Origin of the sequence: Acidovorax sp. Root275 (genome assembly GCF_001428965.1) — a bacterium.
Lineage (GTDB): Bacteria > Pseudomonadota > Gammaproteobacteria > Burkholderiales > Burkholderiaceae_C > Acidovorax > Acidovorax radicis.
In genome coordinates this window covers 815,878-835,203 of sequence record NZ_LMJH01000008.1, presented here as the reverse complement: position 1 = coordinate 835,203, position 19,326 = coordinate 815,878, and the positions used below count along the sequence as shown (strand labels likewise).

The following is a 19,326-nucleotide window of genomic DNA, read 5'->3' as shown; positions in this document are numbered from 1 at the left end:
GGTCAGGTGGCGGCCAGAGCGGCTGGCACCTTGGCGAAACCTATAATTTGACCACAGATCACAAGCGCCCCCGGGCCCTGCGCCCCGGCCCACCCGCAGTGCCACCGCCTGCAACCCACGCCAACATCCATGAAATTCCAGCCCGACCGCTCGAACGCACAAACCATCAGCGGTTACGGCCCAGGCTGGATCGGCGTGGATGCCGAGAGGATCACGCACAGCGTCATCATCGGCTCGAATGGCCTGCGCGAAGCCTGGCCCTGCACACGTTTTGAAGACCTGACCCCCGAACACTTCGCGCAATTGGCCGACCTGGAGACAGAGCTGATCATTTTTGGCAGTGGCACACGCAACCGGTTTCCGCCGCCGGCCTGGCTGGCCCCACTCATCGCCCGCCGACTGGGGCTGGAGACCATGGATACCCCGGCCGCCTGCCGCACCTACAACATTCTCGCCAGCGAAGGGCGAAACGTGGTGGCGGCATTGATCCTGGAAACCTGAATGGCAGGTCTGCAGCCTGCCATTCAGGCCCCAGCTTCGGCGCCGACACCTATGCAGCGCTTTGCCTAGATGCCCGGCGCTCCGGGCCGGACACACTGTCTTACATTTGGCCGAGGGGCGATTTCGGGGTAAAATCACCGGTTGCGGTCGGGGGCACCACCAAGAGCAATAACACACTAGCTCCCCCGGCTTATCAACGACTACATCCTGAGAGATTGAAGTGATATGGCGATCGTTGTCAACAAACCCCTCCCTGAATTTGAAGCCAACGCTACCGGTGGACTCAAGGTCTCCAATACCTCCCACCTTGGCCAAATTCTGGTTCTCTACTTCTATCCCAAGGACAACACGCCTGGCTGCACCACGGAGGCCATGCAGTTTCGCGACAAGTACAAGGACTTTGTGAAGGCGGGCGCCGCCGTGTTCGGCGTGTCCCGCGACAACATGAAGTCGCACGACGATTTCAAGGAGAAGCTGGAGCTGCCCTTTGAACTCATCGCGGACACCGAAGAAAAAATGTGCCACATGTTCGGCGTGGTCAAGAACAAGATCATGTACGGCAAGAAGGTCAAGGGCATCGAGCGCAGCACCTTCCTGATTGGCCCCGATGGCCTTCTGGTCCAGGAGTGGCGTGGCCTCAAGGTCCCCGGCCATGTGGATGAAGTCCTGAAAGCCGTCAAATCCATCAAGGCCCTGAAAAAGGCCGCCTGATCTGCACATTGGGGCATTGACGCGACACCCCACTTGTTTTGCCCAGGCAAGACATCGGGAGTAGGCATAATGGATTTATGCCCCTGGTTATCGCGACGTTTGTCCCTCCCCAAAAAGCCGCCTTGGCCTCCAGGCGGCTTTTTGCTTTCTGACCCCCTATTTCATTTCTTTTACCGACCGAGGCCCTGCCACCATGCCCCTGCCCCCCGCCCCCAGCCGGCGCGCTGCACTCCTCGCGCCAGAAGCCTTTGAAGTCACGGCCCGCCCTCGGGTGTCACAGACCTCTGCCAACGAGCCCGTGGTGGCGCCCGCCGCGCGCGCAACACCCGCAGCCCGCCCGGGACGCAAGGCCGACAGCGTGGCATCAGCGACCGCCACACCGGCCACTGCACCGCTCGTCCAGGTCGAGACCCGCGCCCGCGCGCCGGAGCCCGCAACCCGTACGACCACGACACGGAAGGCGCGCACCACCGGTGCCGCACCCACGATGGCAAACGCTGCCGCACCCTCCACCACGCGTGGCAGAAAGTCCGCCCCGCAAGGCCCAACCAAGCTTTTTGTGCTGGACACCAACGTGCTGTTGCACGACCCCACCAGCCTGTTCCGCTTTGAAGAACACGACATCTTCCTGCCGATGATCGTGCTGGAGGAACTGGATGGACACAAGAAGGGCATGACCGAGGTCGCCCGCAACGGCCGCCAGACCAGCCGCACCCTGGACGCCCTGGCTGGCGTGCACGGCGCCGACATCGCCCACGGCCTCAAGCTCGATTCCACAGGCCAGCGCGCCGCTGGCGGCCACCTGTTCTTCCAGACCGTGCCGCTGGACTACAGTCTGCCCACCAGCCTGCCACCGGGCAAGGCCGACAACCAGATCCTGGGCGTGGTGGAGGCATTGCGCAAGCTGCATGCGCCGCGCGAAGTGGTGCTGGTGTCCAAGGACATCAACATGCGCGTCAAGGCGCGTGCCCTGGGCCTGAACGCCGAGGACTACCAGAACGACAAGACGCTGGAAGACGGCGACCTGCTCTATGCTGGCGTGCTGGCACTGCCCCCCGATTTCTGGGCCAAGAGCGGCAAGAATGTGGAGAGCTGGCAAAGTGGCGCCCACACGTACTACCGCATCGGCGGGCCCATCGTGCCGCAGCTGATGATCAACCAGTTCGTGTACTTCGAGGCCCCCGGTGAGCCCAGCCTGTTTGCGCGCGTGAGCGAAATCCGCGAAAAGACAGCGGTGCTGCAGACGCTCAAGGACTACGGCTCGGCCAAGAACGCCGTGTGGGGCGTGACCACGCGCAACCGCGAGCAGAACTACGCCATGAACCTGCTCATGGACCCCGAGATCGACTTCGTGACGCTGACCGGCACGGCCGGCACCGGCAAGACCCTGTTGGCCCTGGCCGCAGGCCTGACCCAGGTGCTGGACGACCGCCGCTATACCGAGATCATCATGACCCGCGCCACGGTGAGCGTGGGCGAGGACATCGGTTTCCTGCCCGGCACCGAGGAAGAAAAGATGGGCCCCTGGATGGGCGCGCTGGACGACAACCTGGAGTTCCTTGCCAAGGGCGATGGCGGCAATGCGGGCGAATGGGGCCGGGCTGCCACCAACGAACTCATCCGCAGCCGCATCAAGATCAAGAGCATGAACTTCATGCGCGGGCGCACCTTCCTGAACAAGTACGTGATCATCGACGAGGCACAGAACCTGACGCCCAAGCAGATGAAGACGCTGATCACGCGGGCCGGCCCCGGCACCAAGATCATCTGCATGGGCAACCTGGCACAGATCGACACCCCCTACTTGACCGAAGGCTCGTCGGGTCTGACCTTTGCAGTGGACCGCTTCAAGGGCTGGCCGCACAGTGGGCACATCACGCTGGCGCGGGGTGAACGCTCACGCCTGGCAGATTTCGCCAGCGAGGTGCTTTGAGTTGGCGGTGGGCTGGGTTGCAGCACTGAAACTGGTGCCCTGGGGCGACGTCATCGAGGCGACGCCCCAGATCCTCCAAGCGGCCAGAAAGCTGCTGGGCACCACCCAAAAAGGAAATGCCGAGGCGGCTGCAGATGCACTCGAAGGTGCCGGCAGCGAGCCCGCCATTCCGGTCACCCTGCATCTGCAGCATCTGCGCGACCGTGTCGCGCGGCTGGAGCAGGAACAGCAGGAGTCCGCGGCGCTGATCCAGTCCCTGGCCGAACAGAACGCCCAGGTGGTGCAGGCCGTGGAAGTGCTGCGCCAGCGCCATCGACAGCTCATGGTGGCCGTGGGTGTTCTGGCGGCGGGCTGTATAGGTTTGATGGTGTGGGCGCTGCGACAGTAAGGGCCACCAGCACACAACAAAGGCGAATACACAGGCGTTGCACGGCACCTTCACCCGGGCACTGCGAAAATGCTATAAATTCAATAGCTGCTAGCGCTTACAGGATAAGCGCCAGCAGCTATTTTCATTAGAAATCGTCGCCCGAGCCCATCGCCAGGTTCTCGAAACGCGTCTGGTTCTTCTGGAAGAACAGCTTCACAGTGCCAGTGGGCCCGTTCCGCTGCTTGCCGATGATGACCTCCGCGACGTTGGGCTCCTTCGAGTCCTTGTTGTAGTAGTCGTCGCGGTAGATGAACATGATGATGTCGGCATCCTGCTCAATGGCGCCCGATTCGCGCAGGTCGGACATCATGGGACGCTTGTCGGTGCGCTGCTCCACCGAGCGGTTGAGCTGCGACAGCGCGATCACCGGGCACTGCAGCTCTTTGGCCAGCATCTTCAAACCCCGGGAGATCTCGCCCAGCTCGGTGGCGCGGTTGTCCGAACTGGAGGAACCCGAGCCGCTCATGAGTTGCAAATAATCCACCACGATCAGGCCCAGCTTGCCGCACTGGCGCGCCAGACGGCGGGCATTGGCACGCAGCTCACCCGGCGTCAGGCCAGGCGTCTCGTCGATGTGGAGCGAGACCGTGCGCAGCTTTTCAATCGCTTCCGTCAGGCGCGGCCACTCGTCGTCCGTGAGCTTGCCGGTGCGAAGGTTGCCCTGGTTCACGCGGCCGATGGAGCCGACGATACGCACGGCCAACTGGGCGGCGCCCATTTCCATCGAGAAGATAGCGACCGGCAGGCCTTCATTGAGCGCCACGTGTTCGGCGATGTTCACCGCGAACGAGGTCTTGCCCATGGATGGGCGGGCTGCCAGCACCACCATGTCACCCGCCTGCAGGCCGGACGTCATGCGGTCCAGGTCGGCAAAGCCGGTGGGCACGCCAGTCACGTCCACCGGGTTGTCCGCCATCTCCTGCACCCGGTCGAGCAGGTCGATCACCAGGGTGTCGAGCGACTGGAAGCCCTGCTTGGTGCGCGAGCCTTCTTCGCCGATGGCGAAGATCTTGGCCTCGGCCTCGTCCAGGATGCGCTCCACCGTCTTGCCCTGCGGGTTGAACGCGTTGGTGGAGATTTCATCGCTGGCCGTGACCAGCTTGCGCAGGATGGCGCGCTCGCGAACGATTTCCGCGTAGCGGCGGATGTTGCTCGCGCTCGGCACGTACTGCGCCAGGTTGTTCAGGTAGGCCAGCCCCCCCATTTCCTGCGCCTTGCCCTGGTTCTGCAGGTGCTCGAACACCGTGATGACGTCGGCCGGCTTGCTGGCATTGATGAGCGCACCGATGGCCGAATAGACCATCTGATGCTCGTGCCGGTAGAAGTGGCTCTCCACCAGCAGGTCACCCACGCGGTCCCAGGCGTTGTTGTCCAGCAGCAGCCCTCCCAACACACTGGACTCCGCCTCAATGGAGTGCGGCGGCACGCGCAACTGGGCGATTTCGCGGTCGGGAGGGGGCGCGAAGCCTTGGTCATCCAACGGGGGAAAGACAGCAGACATGGGTTTCTCCGGACAGAGCCTGACGAAATACATTCCCGGCACTTGCCACATCAGAGCAACGGCCGGGGGACAAGCCTGTGGGTAATCCGTGGATTACCGGTGGGCAATCATGTAAAAATGGCGCGAACAAAAGACAAAAGCCGCCCGAGGGCGGCTTCTGATGAAACACCGGGGTGTATCAGGCGGTTTCGCCGTAGACCGACACGGTCACTTCCACCACCACATCGGTGTGCAGAGCAACGTTCACGGTGCTTTCGCTCACGACCTTGATCGGGCCGTTGGGCAGGCGGATCTGGGCCTTGGCAACCTTGTAGCCTTGCTTGTTCAGCTCTTCAGCGATGTCGTGGTTGGTCACGGAACCAAACAGACGGCCATCCACGCCAGCCTTTTGTGTCAGCTTGACGGTGGTGCCTGCCAGCTTTTCACCTTGGGCTTGGGCTTCTGCCAGTTTGGCAGCTGCGGCCTTTTCGAGTTCAGCACGCTTGGCTTCGAACTCTGCCTTGGCAGCTTCCGTGGCGCGACGGGCGCGGCCAGCGGGGATCAGGAAGTTGCGGGCGTAGCCGTCTTTGACCTTGACGATTTCACCGAGGTTGCCGAGGTTCACAACCTTGTCGAGCAGGATGATTTGCATGGGTTGTGCTCCTTAGATCTTGTGCTGGTCGCTGTAAGGCACCAGGGCCAGGAAGCGAGCGCGCTTGATGGCGGTGTTCAGCTGACGCTGGAAGATGGCGCGCGTGCCGGTCAGGCGTGCGGGGATGATCTTGCCGTTTTCGGCGATGAAATCGCGCAGCGTGTCGACATCCTTGTAGTCGATTTCTTCAACACCGGTCACCGTGAAGCGGCAAAAGCGCTTGCGCTTGAACAGCAGGGACTGGGTGTTGCGCTTTGGGCGCTTGTCTTTGTTGAACTTCTTGAACGTGGCCATTGCGGACCCCTTGAAAATTAATTTTGTTGAATATCCTGGATGTGAAGCACTGCGGTCTTGCCATTGCGTGGGGTGGCCAGAAATCCACTGAAAGTCCAGAGACTTCCGATGTTCTGCCTTGCCAGACGCTCAGCCATTGCACCAAAGGCAACGGCTTTCATGGCGGCCTTGACTTCGCGGGGGTGGCCTGCCTCGGTTTGCCAGGACTCGTGTTCGAGTCGCAGCGTAAGGGCAGGCAGTCCGGCGGGTGTGTAACGCAGGGGTTCAGCCTCTGCGATACAAGCGGTCAAGACTACGCGGTTCTCCACTCCAACGGGCTGGATCAGCGCTCGGCGCGATCTGGGCGCTCGCCACGCTCACCGCCAGCAGCTGCGTATTCAGCTTGGCTGGCCTTGCGGGCTTCTTCACGCTCGACGGTCTTCATCATCGAAGAAGGACCTGCATCGGCCTTCTTCTTTTGAACCGTCAGGTGGCGCAACACGGCGTCGTTGAACTTGAAGGCATGCTCCAGTTCAGCCATCACGGCCTGGTCGGCTTCGATGTTCACGCACAGGTAGTGGGCCTTGGCCAGCTTGTTGATCAGGTACGCCAGTTGACGGCGGCCCCAGTCTTCCACACGGTGCACCTTGCCACCGCCAGCGGTGATCATGCCCTTGTAGCGCTCCAGCATGGCTGGAACTTGTTCGCTTTGATCCGGATGGATCAACAAAATGATTTCGTAATGACGCATGCATACTCCTTTTGGGTAAGACCACCCACTGCGTCTTGAAGTGGTGTGGCAAGGGAAAGCCTGCGATTATAGCCCGACCTCTGCCGCTTGTACACTCAGGTCCGCCCAAGTCCCCGCGAGGGCGTACAAATAGGCGCCTGACAAACGCCTGGCCTCTTGCAAAACCAGGGGCTGGGCCGACATGCCATACAACAAAGCGCGCTGTACGCGGGGGCCGAAAGGACATACCCCTGGCGCAGACCTTGATTTGTGGTGGCACGGCCCCAACTCTCGCGCGTACTGTTCATTTACCTTCAGACCAAGACATGTCAGATAACAGCCAAACCACAGCCCCTCAGAATGCTCCCGCCCCCGAAGAAGTCGAAGCCGCCATGGCAGCCCACGCCTCGGACGAGCTGGCACGCCTGCAGGGCGAGCTGGCCGAGCTCAAGGCCAAAAGCGCCGATCTGGCCGACCAGTTCCTGCGCGCCAAGGCCGAGACCGAGAATGCCCGGCGCCGGGCCGAAGACGAAGTCTCCAAGGCCCGCAAGTTCGGCATCGAGAGTTTTGCCGAGAGCCTGCTGCCCGTGGCCGACAGCCTGGATGCCGCCCTGGCCATCAAGGAAGCCACGCCCCAGCAGTTGCGCGAAGGCGCCGACGCCACCCTGCGCCAACTGACTTCGGCACTGGAGCGCAACAAGGTGCTGGCCATCAACCCCGAGTCGGGCGCCAAGTTCGATCCCCACCAGCACCAGGCCATCAGCGTGGTGCCTGCCGACCAGGAAGCCAACACCGTGGTGGCCGTGCTGCAAAAGGGCTATGTGATCGCTGACCGCGTGCTGCGCCCGGCACTTGTCACCGTGACAGCCCCGAAGTAAATCTTCAAATAAATCAGCACGGATGACTTGAACCGCCACAAGTTATCCACAAGTTACTAGCCATCCAAACCATTCAAGCATTCGGAGAAAAATCATGGGAAGAATCATCGGCATTGACCTGGGCACGACCAACAGCTGCGTCTCCATCATGGAAGGCAACACGACGCGCGTGATCGAGAACAGCGAAGGCGCGCGCACCACGCCTTCCATCGTGGCCTACCAGGAAGACGGCGAGATCCTCGTCGGCGCCTCGGCCAAGCGCCAGGCGGTGACCAACCCCAAGAACACGCTGTACGCAGTCAAGCGCCTGATCGGCCGCAAGTTCACCGAAAAAGAAGTGCAAAAGGACATCGACCTGATGCCCTACAAGATCGTGGCCGCCGACAACGGCGACGCCTGGATCGAAGTGCGCGGCAACAAGCTGTCGGCACAGCAGGTGTCTGCCGACATCCTGCGCAAGATGAAGAAGACGGCCGAGGACTACCTGGGCGAGCCCGTGACGGAAGCCGTCATCACGGTGCCCGCGTACTTCAACGACGCCCAGCGCCAGGCCACCAAGGACGCCGGCCGCATTGCAGGCCTGGACGTCAAGCGCATCATCAATGAGCCCACTGCGGCTGCCCTGGCCTTCGGCCTGGACAAGCAGGAAAAGGGCGACCGCAAGATCGCCGTGTATGACCTGGGTGGCGGCACGTTCGACGTGTCCATCATCGAAATCGCGGACGTGGACGGCGAAAAGCAGTTCGAAGTGCTGTCGACCAACGGCGACACCTTCCTGGGCGGCGAAGACTTCGACCAGCGCATCATCGACTTCATCATCGAAGAGTTCAAGAAGGAATCGGGCGTCAACCTCAAGAACGACGTTCTGGCCCTGCAGCGCCTGAAGGAAGCCGCCGAGAAGGCCAAGATCGAGCTGTCGAACTCGGCCTCGACCGACATCAACCTGCCTTACGTGACCGCCGATGCTTCGGGCCCCAAGCATCTGAACATCAAGCTGACCCGCGCCAAGCTGGAGCAATTGGTGGAAGAGCTGATCGAGCGCACCATCGCTCCTTGCCGCATGGCCATCAAGGACGCAGGCGTGTCGGTGTCCGACATCCATGACGTGATCCTGGTCGGCGGCATGACGCGCATGCCCAAGGTGCAAGAGAAGGTCAAGGAGTTCTTTGGCAAAGACCCCCGCAAGGACGTGAACCCCGATGAAGCCGTGGCCGTGGGCGCTGCCATTCAAGGCCAGGTGCTGTCGGGCGACCGCAAGGACGTGCTGCTGCTGGACGTGACACCGCTGTCTCTGGGTATCGAAACCCTGGGTGGCGTGATGACCAAGATGATCCAGAAGAACACCACCATCCCAACCAAGTTCGCGCAGACCTACTCGACGGCCGACGACAACCAGCCTGCCGTGACCATCAAGGTCTACCAGGGTGAGCGTGAAATGGCGGCGGGCAACAAGCTGCTGGGCGAGTTCAACCTCGAAGGCATTCCACCCGCAGCGCGCGGTGTTCCACAGATCGAAGTGTCGTTCGACATCGACGCCAACGGCATCTTGCATGTGGGCGCCAAGGACAAGGGCACGGGCAAGGAAAACAAGATCACCATCAAGGCCAACTCCGGCCTGTCGGAAGAAGAGATCCAGCAAATGGTGAAGGACGCCGAGCTCAACGCTGCCGACGACAAGAAGAAGCTGGAGCTGGTGCAAGCCCGCAACCAGGGTGAAGCCGCCGTGCACAGCGTGAACAAGAGCCTGGCCGAACACGGCGACAAGCTGGATGCCGGCGAGAAGGATGCGATCACCGCAGCCGTGAAGGCCCTGGAAGAAGTCCTGAAGGGCGAAGACAAGGCCGCGATCGACGAGAAGACGACCGCGCTGATGGCCGCCAGCCAGAAGCTGGGCGAAAAGATGTACGCCGACTCCCAAGCGGCGCAAGCCGCTCAGGCTGCCGGTGGTGCTGATGCCGGTGCTTCGGCCTCCGCATCTTCGGCCAAGCCTGCAGACGACGACAACGTCGTCGATGCCGAAGTCAAGGAAGTCAAGAAGGGCTGAGCACGCTCCCGTTGACCCCAGCCGCCGCGCGGTGCCGTTGACGGTGCTTGCGCGGCGTTCCTGTTCCAACCGGGCTCAGAAAGACCATGTCCAAAAGAGACTTTTACGAAATCCTGGGTGTTCCCAAGAACGCCTCGGACGAAGAAATCAAGAAGGCCTATCGCAAGCTGGCGATGAAGCACCACCCTGACCGCAATCAGGGGGATGCGGCCAAGCCTGCCGAAGAGAAATTCAAGGAGGCCAAGGAGGCCTACGAGATGCTCTCCGACCCACAAAAACGTGCGGCCTACGACCAGTACGGCCACGCCGGGGTCGACCCCAACATGCGCGGCCCGGGAGGCCCGGGTGCAGAGGGCTTTGGCGGTTTTGCCGAGGCTTTTGGCGACATCTTCGGCGACATGTTCGGCCAGCAGGGCGGGCGTGGGCGGGGCGCGGGCGGCCGCCAGGTCTACCGCGGCAGCGACCTGAGCTACGCCATGGAGATCACCCTGGAAGAGGCCGCACGCGGCAAGGATGCGCAGATTCGCATCCCGTCGTGGGAGAGCTGCGACACCTGCCACGGCAGCGGCGCCAAGCCCGGCACCAGCGCCAAGACCTGCGGCACCTGCCAGGGCGCGGGCACGGTGCAGATGCGCCAGGGCTTCTTCAGCGTGCAGCAAACCTGCCCGCACTGCCGTGGCACGGGCAAGATCATTCCCGAGCCCTGCACCAGCTGCCATGGCCAGGGCAAGCTCAAGAAGCAAAAGACGCTGGAAGTGAAGATCCCTGCGGGCATCGACGACGGCATGCGCATTCGCAGCACCGGCAACGGCGAACCTGGCACCAACGGTGGCCCGCCCGGCGACCTGTACATCGAAATCCGCCTGAAGAAACACGACATCTTCGAGCGCGACGGCGACGACCTGCACTGCCAGGTACCCGTGAGTTTCATCACGGCGGCTTTGGGCGGCGAGATCGAGGTGCCCACCTTGGCGGGCAAGGCGGCCATCGACATTCCGGAAGGCACCCAGGCCGGCAAGCAGTTCCGCCTGCGCGGCAAGGGCATCAAGGGTGTGCGCGCCAGCTACCCGGGCGACCTGTACTGCCACATCGCCGTAGAGACCCCCGTGAAGCTCACCGAGCACCAGCGCAAGCTGCTGCGCGAGCTGGAGGATTCGCTCAAGAAGGGTGGCGGCCGCCATTCGCCCAGCGGCGAAAGCTGGACGGACCGCTTGAAGAACTTCTTCAGCTGATCACCAGCCTGCCCCCCAAAAAAACCGCCTGCGGCCTTTCGGCCCCGGCGGTTTTTTCTTGATGCAAGGCAAGAAAATCGCAGTCAACCCCCGCTGGCGCAGCCTCCGCAGTACGATGAAAATCCATCGGCGACGAAGCGGGAGCTGCGGTCCATGAACAATGTCAACATCACCTTTCTGGGTGGCTCCGGGACCGTCACAGGCTCCAAATACCTGGTTCGGCACAACGGCAAAAGCCTGCTGGTCGACTGCGGCCTGTTCCAGGGCTACAAGCAGCTGCGCCTGCGCAACTGGCAGCCCCTGCCCGTCACGCCGCACCAGATCGACGCGGTGGTGCTGACCCATGCGCACCTGGACCACAGCGGCTACCTGCCCCTGCTGGCGCGCGATGGCTACACCCACGCCATCCACTGCACGCCGGGCACGCGCGACCTGTGCACCATCCTGCTGCCCGACAGTGGGCACCTGCAGGAGGAAGACGCGGCCTTTCTCAACCGGCACCAGCTCAGCAGCCACAGCCCCGCCCTGCCGCTGTACACCCGGCTCGATGCACTGCACTGCCTCCAACAGTTCCAGATCCATGCGTTCCACAAAGCGTTCGAGCCCCTGCCCGGTTGGCGCATGACTTTCTCGCCCGCTGGCCACATCCTCGGCGCGGCCAGTGTGCTGCTGGAAGTCGGAGGGCGGCGCATCCTGTTCTCCGGCGACCTGGGGCGGCCCGATGACCTGCTCATGAACCCGCCCGACGCGCCGCCCCAGGCTGACACGGTGCTCATCGAGTCCACCTACGGCGACCGCGAACACCCTCCCGAAGGCCTGCTCGACGAACTGGGTCCCGCCCTGCAGCGCCTGGCCGCACGCGGGGGCATAGCGGTGGTGCCCGTGTTCGCCGTGGGGCGTGCCCAGGTGGTGCTGCACGCGATTGGCCTGCTCAAGGCGCAGGGTGTGGTGCCCGCTTCCCTCAAGGTGTTTCTGGACAGCCCCATGGCGGTCAGCACCACGGGGCTATTCCAGCACCATATGCAGGAACACCGCCTGAGCGGCCGCGAAGTACAGGCACTGGAGCATGGCGCCACCATGGTCCAGACGCCCGAGCAATCCAAGGGGCTGGCCAAGCTGCATGGCCCCATGGTCATCCTGTCGGCCAGTGGCATGGCCACCGGGGGCCGCGTGCTGCACCACCTGGCGCTGCACGCGGGCGACCACCGCAACATGATCATCCTGACCGGCCACCAGGCGCCGGGCACACGCGGCGCGCGCCTGGCCCAGGGCGAAAAGAGCATCCGCATCCATGGCCAGGACGTGGCTGTGCGCGCCGAGGTGGTGCGGCTGTCCTCCGCGTCGGCCCACGCCGACGGCAACCAGCTCATCGCCTGGCTGCGCAGCATGGGCCACGCGCCCGACCAGGTGTATGTGGTGCATGGCGAAATGGGTGCATCCGATCTGCTGCGCCAGCGCATTGAGCATGAGCTGCGCTGGCGCGCCGCCGTGCCAGAGCACGGCAGCACCTGCACTGCCTAAGCCACGGCAGCGTTCTGGGCTTCAGAGGGCCTGCTCACGCGCGGACGGGCATCCCAACCATCGTGTATCGCGATGGCAAAGTACCCATAATGCAGAGAAAATAGACAACCTTCTCATTTCGAGAAGATAAAGCCCCATGAAAAGCTCCGAGCGCAGTTTTGCGCGCCGTATCGACCTGACCTCGCTGCAACTGTTTGTGGCGGTGTGCGAGCTCGGCAGCATTGGCCGCGCGGCCGAGCGCGAGTTCATTGCCGCATCGGCTGTCAGCAAACGCCTGTCGGACCTGGAAACGGCCGTGGACACCGCCCTGCTCTACCGCCACAGCCGGGGCGTCACGCTCACACCCGCAGGCGAGAGCCTGCTGCACCACGCGCGCACCGTGCTGTTTGGCCTGGAGCGCATGCAGGGCGAGCTCAGCGAATACGCCGACGGTGTGCGCGGCCATGTGCGCATGCACGCCAACATCTCGGCCATCTTCCAGTTTCTGCCCGAAGACCTGGGCGCCTTTGCGCGCGAGCACAGCCAGATCAAGATCGACCTGCAGGAGCACCTCTCCAGCGACGTGCTGCATGCCGTGCAGGAGGGCGCTGCAGACCTGGGCATCTGCAACATCGGCATGGCCAGTGGCAACGGTGTCCTGGAACTGCAAAGCCGCCCTTACCGCGCCGACAATCTGGTGCTCGTTGTGCCCCTGGCGCATGACCTGTCTGCGCTGGCAGCTATCAATTTTGAAGAAGTGCTGGACTGGGACATCGTGGGCCTGCACGCCAACAGCAGCATCAGCCTGGCCATGCGCGCCGCAGCAGCTGCCGCCGGGCGCCCGCTGCGCCAGCGCATCCAAGTCACGGGGCTTGACGCCATGTGCCGCATGATCGACAACGGCCTGGGCGTGGGCCTGCTGCCCGACCGGGCGTTTGCGCTGATGCGCGGCGTGGGCAACCTGCAAGCCGTCCCATTGACAGACGCCTGGGCCCACCGCGAGCTGCGCGTGGTAGCCCGCGACTTTGACGCACTGCCCGTCACGGCGCGTTTGCTGGTGGAACACCTCTCACCACGCCAAGACCCCGGCACTAAAATCCAATCACCCACCTGAAAGCAGAAAGAAAGCCACGCCATGGGACGCACCCTGTACGACAAGATCTGGGACGAGCATGTCGTCCACACCGAAGAGGACGGCACATCCATCCTCTACATCGACCGCCATCTGGTGCACGAGGTGACCAGCCCCCAGGCCTTTGAAGGGCTGCGCGAGGCGGGCCGCAAGGTCTGGCGCATGAGTTCCATCGTGGCCACCGCCGACCACAACACACCCACCACGGGCTGGGAAAACGGCTACGACGGCATCACCGACCCGATCAGCAAGGAACAGATCACCACGCTGAACGACAACATGGCGCAGATCTCGCCTGCGGCATTCTTCCCGTTCATGCACAAACGCCAGGGCATCGTGCATGTGATTGGCCCCGAAAACGGCGCCACCCTGCCCGGCATGACGGTGGTCTGCGGCGACAGCCACACCAGCACGCACGGCGCGTTTGGCGCGCTGGCGCACGGCATCGGCACCAGCGAGGTCGAGCACGTGATGGCCACGCAAACCCTGCTGGCCAAGAAGGCCAAGAACATGCTGGTACAGGTGGACGGCACGCTGGCCAAAGGCGTGACCCCCAAGGACGTGGTGCTGGCCATCATCGGCAAGATCGGCACGGCCGGTGGCACGGGCTACACCATTGAATTTGCAGGCTCCGTCTTCCGCGCCATGAGCATGGAAGGCCGCATGACCGTGTGCAACATGGCCATCGAAGGTGGTGCTCGCGCGGGTCTGGTGGCTGTGGACGACAAGACCATTGAATACGTCAAGGGCCGTCCCCTGTCGCCCACGGGCGTGGAATGGGACCAGGCCGTGGCGTACTGGAAGACCTTGCATTCGGATGCCGATGCGAAGTTTGACACCGTCGTCAAGCTCGACGCAGCCGACATCCAGCCACAAGTGACCTGGGGCACCTCGCCCGAAATGGTGCTGGGCATCGACGCCCGCGTGCCCGACCCAGACAAGGAAAAGGACGCCAACAAGCGCGGCGCCATCGAGCGCGCCTTGACCTACATGGGCCTCACGCCCGGCAAGGCCATCAACGACATCACCATCGACAAGGTGTTCATCGGCAGTTGCACCAACAGCCGCATCGAAGACATGCGTGAAGCCGCCGCCGTGGTGAAGAACCTGGGCCGCAAGGTGGCCAGCAATGTCAAGCTGGCCATGGTGGTGCCCGGCTCGGGCCTGGTCAAGGAACAGGCCGAGCGCGAAGGCCTGGACAAGATTTTTGTGGCCGCGGGCTTTGAGTGGCGCGAACCCGGCTGCTCCATGTGCCTGGCCATGAATGCCGACCGCCTGGAGCCCGGCGAGCGCTGCGCCAGCACCAGCAACCGCAACTTCGAAGGCCGCCAGGGCGCTGGTGGCCGGACCCATCTGGTGAGCCCCGCCATGGCAGCAGCCGCTGCCGTGCACGGCCACTTTGTGGACATTCGTCAATTTGCCTGAAGGAGCCCTGTCATGAAAAAGACCGCAACCCTCATCGTGCTCGCCATCACCTTCGTGCTGGCCGGCTGCAACACCGTCAAGGGCGTGGGCCAGGACGTACAGCGCGCCGGTGGCGCCCTTGAACGCGCCGCAAAATAAAGAACGTCATGCAGAAATTCACCTTGCTCAAGGGCCTTGTGGCCCCGATGGACCGCGAGAACGTCGATACCGACGCGATCATCCCCAAGCAATTCCTCAAGTCGATCAAGAAGACCGGCTTTGGCGTGAACCTGTTTGACGAGTGGCGTTACCTGGACCACGGCGAACCCGGCCAAGACCCCGCCAGCCGCAAGCCCAACCCCGACTTTGTGCTGAACCAGCCGCGCTACGCAGGCGCCTCCGTGCTGCTGGCGCGCAAGAACTTCGGCTGTGGCTCCAGCCGCGAACACGCGCCCTGGGCGCTGGACCAGTACGGCTTTCGCGCGGTGATCGCGCCGAGCTTTGCCGACATTTTCTTCAACAACTGCTTCAAGAACGGCCTGTTGCCCATCGTGCTGCCCGAGGCCACCGTGGCCCAGCTGTTTGACGAAGTGCTGGCCTTCCCCGGCTACCAACTCACCATCGACCTGGAGCGCCAGGTCATCGTGCGTCCGCAGGGCCAAGAGATTCCGTTCGAGGTGCAGGCCTTCCGCAAGTACTGCCTGCTCAACGGCTTTGACGACATCGGCCTGACCCTGCGCCAGTCCGACAAGATCAAGACCTTTGAGGCCCAGCGCTTGGCCACCAAGCCCTGGCTGGCGCACACCATGGTGTCCTAAGACGGTTAAGGCATCCAGAAATATCAGTCAAATTGGCCTCTAGCGCTTTATCCATAAGCGCTATTAGCTATCAAAAACAAAGCAAATTCAATGAAAATCGCAGTTCTGCCGGGTGACGGCATTGGCACCGAAATCGTCTCCGAGGCCGTCAAGGTTCTGGAAGCGTTGGAACTCCCGTTCGAGATGGAATCCGCCCTGGTCGGCGGCGTGGCGTATGACGCCCATGGTCATCCGCTGCCCGAGTCGACCCTCAAGCTCGCCAAGGAATCCGACGCCATTTTGTTCGGCGCCGTGGGCGACTGGAAGTACGACACGCTCGACCGCCCCCTGCGCCCCGAGCAGGCCATCCTGGGCCTGCGCAAGAACCTGGGCCTGTTCGCCAACTTCCGCCCCGCCATCTGCTACGAGCAACTGGTGGACGCATCGAGCCTCAAGCCCGAGCTGATCGCGGGCCTGGATATCCTCATCATCCGCGAGTTGACGGGCGACATCTACTTCGGCCAGCCGCGCGGCCGCCGCGTGGCCACCGATGGCCACTTCCCCGGTGCCGAGGAGGCCTTCGACACCATGCGCTACAGCCGCCCCGAGATCGAACGCATCGCCCACGTCGCCTTCCAGGCCGCGCGCAAGCGCAACAAGAAGGTCACCAGCGTGGACAAGGCCAACGTGCTCGAAACCTTCCAGTTCTGGAAGGACGTGGTCACCGACGTGCACAAGGAATATCCTGACGTCGAACTGCAGCACATGTACGTGGACAATGCCGCCATGCAATTGGTCAAGGCGCCCAAGGCGTTTGACGTGGTGGTCACGGGCAACATGTTTGGCGACATCCTGTCGGACGAAGCCTCGATGCTGACGGGCTCCATCGGCATGCTGCCCTCGGCCAGCCTGAACAGCAGCAACCAGGGCCTGTACGAGCCCAGCCACGGCAGCGCGCCGGACATCGCCGGCAAGGGCGTCGCCAATCCGCTGGCCACCATCCTCTCTGCCGCGATGATGCTGCGCTTCTCGCTGAACCAGGAAGCCGCCGCCCAGCGCATCGAAGCCGCCGTGCAGAAGGTGCTGGCCCAGGGCCTGCGCACCCCCGACATCTACAGCGAAGGCACCACCAAGGTGGGCACGGCGCAGATGGGGGATGCAGTGGTCAAGGCGCTGGCCGCCTGAACCCAACCGCTCAGCGGTCACGAAAAAGCGCCGGTCTTCCGGCGCTTTTTTCGTTGTCGAGCCCGCGTACCACCTACAGCCAGGCGTTGTCGATGAACTCCATGATGGAGTAGCGCCGGCTCTCCAGCGGCCGCTCGCGGACGGCCGCCACAATGTGGGCCACACCCACCGCATACGGCGCATCACCATAGACACGGGTTTCCAGCTTCACGCTGCAAGCGCCATCCTCCATCAACACCTGGTGGTACGCGTGGCGGGCAAGATGCTCTTGGGGGATTTGCAACTCGCCCCGTTGAACCTCCGGATCGCGCACGGACCGGATTTCAGCCGGAGTGAGGCCCAGCGCCTGCGCCATGCTGACCGCCGTGCCCGGCACGGAGGACTTCTGCGCCTGGTGGGATTCGGTAAGCCCGATGCGGTAGCCGCGAAACAGATGCCCGCTGCGCTCCAGCATGGCCATGAACTTGAGCATGAGGAGGTTGGTGTTCGGACACAGGATGACCGGAAAACCCACGGCAGTGTGCTCCAACGCTGACCCCGTGGACAGCTCCACCAGCGGAGCTTGCGTGGATGCGCAGAACGCGCTCACGGCTTGCAGCTCCCGGCCCGAGCCAGCGTGCACCACCACCGATTTTTCTGCAGGCAGCCCCTCGGCGGCCCAGGGCACAACCTCGCCCGCGTCCCCAGAGGGCAGCGCGCCCAGAAGCTCCCTGGCCAGCTTGCCGGACCCCACAACGATGACTTGCATTTTTCTACTCTCGATGAATCACAGACAAAACGATAGGCAGGACTGTAGTGCGATGCAGACCCCAAGCGGAGGCTCCCCACGAAGTCATTGGCTTTTTCTACCGTCTATCCCGCCGGTCGCTCCACAGAGACGCTGTTGGAGCAACAGCACAGAGCCGAAAGCCTACATCCGCTACAATCCCCGCCTATGTTTGCCGCCCACACGTTCGCCCTGAACATTGCACCCGCCGCCCTGGCCGGTGTCGCTGCGCGCGCAACCATCACCAAAACCACGACCATTAAGGGCTGACTCAGCCTGGTTCGTCGTGCGCCCTCCCTGGCCAGACGAGCCAGGCGAGCAGTCCGGTCTGGCACTGTTTCTTACTTAGAAAGGGCGTTGAAATGAGCAAGTTGGTAGGGTTGGTCGGCTGGCGCGGCATGGTTGGCTCGGTCCTGATGGACCGCATGGAACAAGAGAAGGACTTCGATCTGATCGAACCCGTGTTCTTCTCCACCTCGAATGCAGGCGGCAAGGCCCCTGCCCAAGCGAAGAACGAGACTGCGCTGCAGGACGCGTTCAACATCGAGGCCCTCAAGCGCTGCGACATCATCATCACCGCCCAGGGCGGCGACTACACCTCCGAAGTGTTCCCCAAGCTGCGCGCAGCGGGCTGGAATGGCCACTGGATCGACGCCGCATCCACCCTGCGCATGGACAAGGACGCCGTGATCATTCTTGATCCCGTCAACATGCCGGTCATCAAGAATGCCCTGGCCAACGGCGGCAAGAACTGGATCGGTGGCAATTGCACCGTGAGCTGCATGCTGATGGGCGTGGGCGCTCTGTACAAGGCAGGTCTCGTGGAATGGATGAGCACCCAGACCTACCAGGCAGCCTCGGGTGGCGGCGCGCAGCACATGCGCGAACTGCTCACGCAGTACGGCACGCTGAACGCCGAAGTGAAGTCCCTGCTCGATGACCCCAAGAGCGCCATCCTCGAAATCGACCGCAAGGTCATCGCCAAGCAGCGTGCCCTGACCAGCGCTGAAACCACCAACTTCGGCGTGCCGCTGGGCGGCAGCCTGATTCCCTGGATCGACAAGGACCTGGGCAATGGCATGTCCAAGGAAGAGTGGAAGGGCATGGCGGAAACCAACAAGATTCTCGGCCAGGGCGAGGGCTTCAGCGCCCCTGCCGTGCCGGTGGACGGCTTCTGCGTGCGCGTGGGCGCCATGCGCTGCCACAGCCAGGCATTGACCTTCAAGCTGAAGAAGGACGTGCCCCTGGCTGACCTGGAAGCCATGATTGCCGCCGACAACGAGTGGGTCAAGGTAGTGCCGAACACCCGTGAAGCCACCATCAAGGATCTGACGCCCGTGGCTGTGACCGGCACCATGACCATCCCCGTGGGCCGCATCCGCAAGCTGGCCATGGGCCCCGAATATGTAGGCGCCTTCACCATTGGTGACCAACTGCTCTGGGGGGCTGCCGAGCCTCTGCGCCGCATGCTGCGCATCTTGCTCGACGCTTAAGCCGGCATCCTCCAAAAAGCGCGCACAGCCCCCGTTGTGCGCGCTTTTTTGCGCCCAGCACCATGACACACTCCGTTACGCCACGTTGGCAATTGGCAACATTTGAATGCCCCAAATTGGTGCGACTCGACCCCACACAAAGCTTCGGAGCCACCTCAGCTTGTCAGTGCAAAACATTGATGCTA

Annotated in this window: 20 protein-coding genes; 14 read left to right on the top strand and 6 right to left on the bottom strand. The window is 62.9% G+C overall.

What is annotated here, in order from left to right; translation table 11 throughout:
* Positions 1–129 precede the first annotated feature (129 nt).
* From ASE52_RS13895 to ASE52_RS13880, 4 genes are all read left to right on the top strand, one after another.
* Entirely contained in the window at positions 130–501 is a 372-nt protein-coding gene (locus ASE52_RS13895; protein WP_057226855.1) for an Mth938-like domain-containing protein, read from the top strand.
* 225 nt (positions 502–726) lie between these two features.
* Complete coding sequence (locus tag ASE52_RS13890) at positions 727–1,212, top strand: peroxiredoxin (RefSeq protein WP_010463846.1); 486 nt, start codon at positions 727–729, stop codon at positions 1,210–1,212.
* 193 nt (positions 1,213–1,405) lie between these two features.
* The gene (locus ASE52_RS13885; RefSeq protein WP_057226852.1) at positions 1,406–3,145 is read left to right on the top strand and encodes a PhoH family protein; all 1,740 of its coding nucleotides are present in this window, start codon (positions 1,406–1,408) and stop codon (positions 3,143–3,145) included.
* Position 3,146: 1 nt separating this feature from the next.
* Entirely contained in the window at positions 3,147–3,533 is a 387-nt protein-coding gene (locus ASE52_RS13880; protein WP_057226849.1) for a hypothetical protein, read from the top strand.
* 127 nt (positions 3,534–3,660) lie between these two features.
* Here the strand turns inward: ASE52_RS13880 and dnaB are convergent, their stop codons facing one another.
* The 5 genes from dnaB to rpsF form a co-directional block, all read right to left on the bottom strand.
* Positions 3,661–5,076, bottom strand: coding sequence for a replicative DNA helicase (dnaB, locus tag ASE52_RS13875; RefSeq protein WP_010463840.1), 1,416 nt, complete (start codon positions 5,074–5,076; stop codon positions 3,661–3,663).
* A gap of 178 nt (positions 5,077–5,254) precedes the next feature.
* A complete protein-coding gene (rplI, locus tag ASE52_RS13870) occupies positions 5,255–5,707 on the bottom strand; it encodes a 50S ribosomal protein L9 (protein ID WP_010463838.1) in 453 nt (150 codons plus the stop codon).
* Positions 5,708–5,719: 12 nt separating this feature from the next.
* Entirely contained in the window at positions 5,720–6,001 is a 282-nt protein-coding gene (rpsR, locus tag ASE52_RS13865; RefSeq protein ID WP_005795932.1) for a 30S ribosomal protein S18, read from the bottom strand.
* 17 nt (positions 6,002–6,018) lie between these two features.
* Positions 6,019–6,309: a primosomal replication protein N gene (gene priB, locus ASE52_RS25130; RefSeq protein WP_010463825.1), complete on the bottom strand. Its 291-nt coding sequence runs from the start codon at positions 6,307–6,309 to the stop codon at positions 6,019–6,021.
* A 14-nt stretch (positions 6,310–6,323) separates the two neighbouring features.
* Positions 6,324–6,731, bottom strand: a complete 408-nt coding sequence (gene rpsF / locus ASE52_RS13860) for a 30S ribosomal protein S6 (protein WP_029414072.1) — start codon at positions 6,729–6,731, stop codon at positions 6,324–6,326.
* 305 nt (positions 6,732–7,036) lie between these two features.
* On the opposite strand from rpsF, the gene grpE reads away from it, so the two are divergent.
* From grpE to leuB, 9 genes are all read left to right on the top strand, one after another.
* Complete coding sequence (gene grpE, locus ASE52_RS13855; protein ID WP_057226845.1) at positions 7,037–7,588, top strand: nucleotide exchange factor GrpE; 552 nt, start codon at positions 7,037–7,039, stop codon at positions 7,586–7,588.
* 94 nt (positions 7,589–7,682) lie between these two features.
* Entirely contained in the window at positions 7,683–9,632 is a 1,950-nt protein-coding gene (gene dnaK, locus ASE52_RS13850) for a molecular chaperone DnaK (protein WP_010463819.1), read from the top strand.
* Positions 9,633–9,718: 86 nt separating this feature from the next.
* The gene (dnaJ, locus tag ASE52_RS13845) at positions 9,719–10,864 is read left to right on the top strand and encodes a molecular chaperone DnaJ (protein ID WP_010463817.1); all 1,146 of its coding nucleotides are present in this window, start codon (positions 9,719–9,721) and stop codon (positions 10,862–10,864) included.
* A 153-nt stretch (positions 10,865–11,017) separates the two neighbouring features.
* A complete protein-coding gene (locus tag ASE52_RS13840) occupies positions 11,018–12,385 on the top strand; it encodes an MBL fold metallo-hydrolase (RefSeq protein WP_057226841.1) in 1,368 nt (455 codons plus the stop codon).
* Between the two features lie 136 nt (positions 12,386–12,521).
* A complete protein-coding gene (locus tag ASE52_RS13835; protein WP_057226838.1) occupies positions 12,522–13,478 on the top strand; it encodes a LysR family transcriptional regulator in 957 nt (318 codons plus the stop codon).
* 21 nt (positions 13,479–13,499) lie between these two features.
* Positions 13,500–14,921, top strand: a complete 1,422-nt coding sequence (leuC, locus tag ASE52_RS13830; RefSeq protein WP_010463811.1) for a 3-isopropylmalate dehydratase large subunit — start codon at positions 13,500–13,502, stop codon at positions 14,919–14,921.
* Positions 14,922–14,933: 12 nt separating this feature from the next.
* Positions 14,934–15,059 (top strand): entericidin A/B family lipoprotein, encoded by a 126-nt coding sequence (locus tag ASE52_RS13825; RefSeq protein WP_010463809.1) that lies wholly within the window; start codon positions 14,934–14,936, stop codon positions 15,057–15,059.
* An 8-nt stretch (positions 15,060–15,067) separates the two neighbouring features.
* Positions 15,068–15,718 carry a 3-isopropylmalate dehydratase small subunit gene (gene leuD, locus ASE52_RS13820; protein ID WP_057226836.1) on the top strand — a complete coding sequence of 217 codons (651 nt, stop codon included), beginning with the start codon at positions 15,068–15,070 and terminating at the stop codon, positions 15,716–15,718.
* A gap of 90 nt (positions 15,719–15,808) precedes the next feature.
* Positions 15,809–16,882: a 3-isopropylmalate dehydrogenase gene (leuB, locus tag ASE52_RS13815; RefSeq protein ID WP_057226833.1), complete on the top strand. Its 1,074-nt coding sequence runs from the start codon at positions 15,809–15,811 to the stop codon at positions 16,880–16,882.
* Positions 16,883–16,955: 73 nt separating this feature from the next.
* On the opposite strand, the gene ASE52_RS13810 is transcribed toward leuB, so the two are convergent.
* On the bottom strand, positions 16,956–17,630 hold the full coding sequence (locus ASE52_RS13810; protein WP_057226830.1) for a dihydrodipicolinate reductase C-terminal domain-containing protein: 675 nt from the start codon (positions 17,628–17,630) through the stop codon (positions 16,956–16,958).
* 380 nt (positions 17,631–18,010) lie between these two features.
* On the opposite strand from ASE52_RS13810, the gene asd reads away from it, so the two are divergent.
* Positions 18,011–19,141 carry an aspartate-semialdehyde dehydrogenase gene (gene asd / locus ASE52_RS13805; RefSeq protein ID WP_057226827.1) on the top strand — a complete coding sequence of 377 codons (1,131 nt, stop codon included), beginning with the start codon at positions 18,011–18,013 and terminating at the stop codon, positions 19,139–19,141.
* Positions 19,142–19,326 lie beyond the last annotated feature (185 nt).

Bases quoted from the DNA above. Each gene is read 5' to 3' on its own strand.
- ASE52_RS13895 (WP_057226855.1), top strand. From the start codon at position 130: ATGAAATTCCAGCCCGACCGCTCGAACGCACAAACCATCAGCGGTTAC.
- ASE52_RS13890 (WP_010463846.1), top strand. From the start codon at position 727: ATGGCGATCGTTGTCAACAAACCCCTCCCTGAATTTGAAGCCAACGCT.
- ASE52_RS13885 (WP_057226852.1), top strand. From the start codon at position 1,406: ATGCCCCTGCCCCCCGCCCCCAGCCGGCGCGCTGCACTCCTCGCGCCA.
- dnaB (WP_010463840.1), bottom strand. From the start codon at position 5,076: ATGTCTGCTGTCTTTCCCCCGTTGGATGACCAAGGCTTCGCGCCCCCT.
- rplI (WP_010463838.1), bottom strand. From the start codon at position 5,707: ATGCAAATCATCCTGCTCGACAAGGTTGTGAACCTCGGCAACCTCGGT.
- rpsR (WP_005795932.1), bottom strand. From the start codon at position 6,001: ATGGCCACGTTCAAGAAGTTCAACAAAGACAAGCGCCCAAAGCGCAAC.
- rpsF (WP_029414072.1), bottom strand. From the start codon at position 6,731: ATGCGTCATTACGAAATCATTTTGTTGATCCATCCGGATCAAAGCGAA.
- grpE (WP_057226845.1), top strand. From the start codon at position 7,037: ATGTCAGATAACAGCCAAACCACAGCCCCTCAGAATGCTCCCGCCCCC.
- dnaK (WP_010463819.1), top strand. From the start codon at position 7,683: ATGGGAAGAATCATCGGCATTGACCTGGGCACGACCAACAGCTGCGTC.
- dnaJ (WP_010463817.1), top strand. From the start codon at position 9,719: ATGTCCAAAAGAGACTTTTACGAAATCCTGGGTGTTCCCAAGAACGCC.
- ASE52_RS13840 (WP_057226841.1), top strand. From the start codon at position 11,018: ATGAACAATGTCAACATCACCTTTCTGGGTGGCTCCGGGACCGTCACA.
- ASE52_RS13835 (WP_057226838.1), top strand. From the start codon at position 12,522: ATGAAAAGCTCCGAGCGCAGTTTTGCGCGCCGTATCGACCTGACCTCG.
- leuC (WP_010463811.1), top strand. From the start codon at position 13,500: ATGGGACGCACCCTGTACGACAAGATCTGGGACGAGCATGTCGTCCAC.
- ASE52_RS13825 (WP_010463809.1), top strand. From the start codon at position 14,934: ATGAAAAAGACCGCAACCCTCATCGTGCTCGCCATCACCTTCGTGCTG.
- leuD (WP_057226836.1), top strand. From the start codon at position 15,068: ATGCAGAAATTCACCTTGCTCAAGGGCCTTGTGGCCCCGATGGACCGC.
- leuB (WP_057226833.1), top strand. From the start codon at position 15,809: ATGAAAATCGCAGTTCTGCCGGGTGACGGCATTGGCACCGAAATCGTC.
- ASE52_RS13810 (WP_057226830.1), bottom strand. From the start codon at position 17,630: ATGCAAGTCATCGTTGTGGGGTCCGGCAAGCTGGCCAGGGAGCTTCTG.
- asd (WP_057226827.1), top strand. From the start codon at position 18,011: ATGAGCAAGTTGGTAGGGTTGGTCGGCTGGCGCGGCATGGTTGGCTCG.